Below are 3,028 nucleotides of genomic sequence, written 5' to 3' on the forward strand. Positions count from 1 at the left end.
ACCCCAACAGAGCGCAGGCCCGCACTGACCGCGCCGGGCAATCGGGCGGGAGGGCGGCGGGGAAACCGCCCGCCGCAGGCGCAACGCACCCGCACACAACAACCGGGCCACGAGCGAACCCGCCCACCACGACCGCCCGCGTCAGGACTTCTCGGTGACCCCCGCAGAGTCGAACGTCGCCACCTCGTGCATCGCCCGCGCAGCACTCTGCACCAGCGGCAGCGCCAGCAGCGCGCCGGTGCCCTCGCCGAGGCGCAGGTCGAGTTCGACGAGCGGGCGCAGGCCCAGCTTGGTCAGCGCCGCGCGGTGGCCGGGCTCCGCGCTGCGGTGGCCGGCGATGCAGGCCGCGAGGACCTCGGGGGCGATGGCGCGGGCCACCAGGGCGGCCGCGCCCGCGCTGACGCCGTCGAGGATGACCGGGGTCCGCAGGGACGCGGCGCCGAGCAGCAGGCCCACCATGGCCGCGTGCTCGAGGCCGCCGATCGCCGCGAGGACCTCGATCGGGTCGGACGGGTCGGGCCGGTGGAGTTCGAGGGCGCGCCGCACGACGTCGATCTTGCGGGCGTGCATCTCGTCGTTGATGCCGGTGCCGCGTCCGGTGACCTCCGCCGGGTCGACCCCGGTGTAGACGGAGATCAGGGCCGCGGAGACGGTGGTGTTGGCGACCCCCATCTCCCCGGTGAGCAGCGCCTTGTTGCCCGCGGCGACGAGGTCGCGGGCGGTCTCGATGCCGACCTCGATCGCGCGCAGTGCCTCCTCGCGCGACATGGCGGGCCCGGCGGTCATGTCGGCGGTGCCGGGACGGACCTTGCGGGGCAGCAGACCGGGGGTGCTGGGCAGGTCGGAGGCGACGCCGACGTCCACCACGCACACCTCGGCGCCCACCTGGTGGGCGAAGGCGTTGCACACGGCCCCGCCGCCGAGGAAGTTGGCGACCATCTGGCCGGTGACCTCCTGGGGCCAGGCGGTGACGCCCTGGGCGTGCACCCCGTGGTCACCGGCGAAGATCGCGACGGCCGCGGGCTCCGGGATGGGCGGCGGGCACTGCCGGGACAGGCCGCTGAGCTGCGCGGAGATGATCTCCAGCATGCCGAGTGCGCCGGCCGGCTTGGTCATCCGCTTCTGCCGCTCCCAGGCCTCGCCGAGCGCCTTCGCGTCGAGCGGGCGGATGCCACGGAGGGTCTCCTCCAGGAGGTTGTGCGGCTCCTCGCCGGGCAGGGCCCGGTTGCCGTACTCCTCCTCGTGGACGACCCAGGCCAGCGGGCGCCGCTTGGACCAGCCGGACCGCACCAGTTCGGGGTCCTCGGGGAACTCGTCGACGTAGCCGACGCAGAGGTACGCGACGACCTCGAGGTGCTCGGGCAGCCCGAGTTCGCGGACCATCTCGCGCTCGTCGAAGAAGCTGACCCAGCCGACGCCGAGGCCCTCGGCGCGCGCGGCGAGCCAGAGGTTCTCCACGGCGAGCGCCGACGAGTACGGGGCCATCTGCGGCTGGGTGTATCGGCCCAGCGTGTGGCGGCCGCCGCGGGTGGGGTCGGCGGTGACGACGATGTTGACCGGGGTGTCGAGGATCGCCTCGATCTTCAGCTCGCGGAACTGCTTGGCGCGGCCCTTGGGGAGGGACTTGGCGTACGCCTCGCGCTGCTGCATGGCGAGCTCGTGCATGCGCTCCCGGGTCTTGGCGGAGCGGATGACGACGAAGTCCCACGGCTGGGAGTGGCCGACGCTCGGCGCGGTGTGCGCCGCCTCCAGCACGCGGATCAGCACCTCGTGCGGGATCGGGTCCTTGCGGAAGCCGTTGCGGATGTCCCGGCGCTCGCGGATGACGCGGTGCACGGCGTCCCGCACGGTGGGGTCGTAGCCCTCGGCGGCGGGCAGCAGCAGCTCCGGGTCCTCCTCCTCGCCGGGGACCGGCGCCTCGGGCTCCTCGGACGCCTGGGGCTCCTCGGGTGCCAGGTCCGCTTCATGCTGCGGCTCGGCGACGGTGACCGGAGTGTCCTCCTGCACGACCGCGGCGGGTGCGGGCTCGGCGACCGGCTCGACTGCGACGGGCGCCTCCGGCTCCACGACGGGCACGGGCTCGGGCTCGGGCTCGGGCTCCACCTCGGCCTCGACGACCGGCTCGGGCTCCGGCTCCGGCACGACGGCGACCGGCTCCGGCACCACGGCGACCGGCTCCGGCACGACCGCGACCGGCTCGGGCTCCGCGACAGCTTCAGGCGCCGCGACGGGCTCGGGCGCCTCCGGTACGACCGGTGCCACGGGCACCTCGGCGGCGGGCTCCATGCCGAACGGCAGCGGCTCGTCCGGGGTTTCCAGCGGCGACGCGAGGATGGCCACCGGCTCGGGCTCCGGTGCGGGCACGGGCGCGGGCGCGGGCACGACGGCCTCCGGCACCGGGGCCGTCCAGGTCTCGCCGGACGCGGGGGCCGGCACCGGCGCCTGGGTCTCGGCGGGGGCCTCGTCGCGGGGGATGTCCAGGTACTCCGGTCCGATGGTGGGCGGCCCGGACTGGGGCATGGGCGCCGGGACCGGCTGCGGCGCGGGCGGCGGCGTGGCCGGGCCGCGGTCGGCCAGGGAGCGCACGATGCCGCCGCCGTTGGACGGGTCCGGGATCGGGGGGCCCATGTGCAACGGGCGCCGCGGCGGTACGGGTGCGGCCTCCTGCAGCTGCACCTGCGCGGGCACATGGGGCTGCGGGACCGGCTCGGCCGCCCGGACCTGGACGGCCTCCTCCGCGGGCCCGGGCTGCGCGACGGGCTCCGCGGCCACGGGTACGGCCTGCTCCGGCACCGCGTGCTCGATCACGAACGGGGCGGGCTGCGGCGGCACGGCCTGCTCGGCCGGGAGCGGTTCCGGCGCCGCCATGCCGGGTGCGACCTGCATCTCCGTGCGGACGGCTGAGTAGTCGAGGGAGACGGAGTCACGGCCGCCGCTCTCGTGGGCGTCGTGCTCGATGCCCTCGGGCGCCACCGGGACCCCGTGCGGGGTGTGCTCGACCGGCACGGGGTCCCGGTGGCGCCCGAGG

At 75.9% G+C, this 3,028-nt stretch carries 1 protein-coding gene; it reads right to left on the bottom strand.

Annotation, left to right across the window (positions count from 1 at the left end):
• Positions 1-141: 141 nt before the first annotated feature.
• Positions 142-3,028, bottom strand: a 2,887-nt coding sequence (gene cobT, locus PV341_RS44460; protein ID WP_500360941.1) for a nicotinate-nucleotide--dimethylbenzimidazole phosphoribosyltransferase, incomplete at its 5' end; no start/stop codon positions are given.

Origin of the sequence: Streptomyces sp. PA03-1a (assembly GCF_033792805.1) — a bacterium.
Classification (GTDB): domain Bacteria; phylum Actinomycetota; class Actinomycetes; order Streptomycetales; family Streptomycetaceae; genus Actinacidiphila.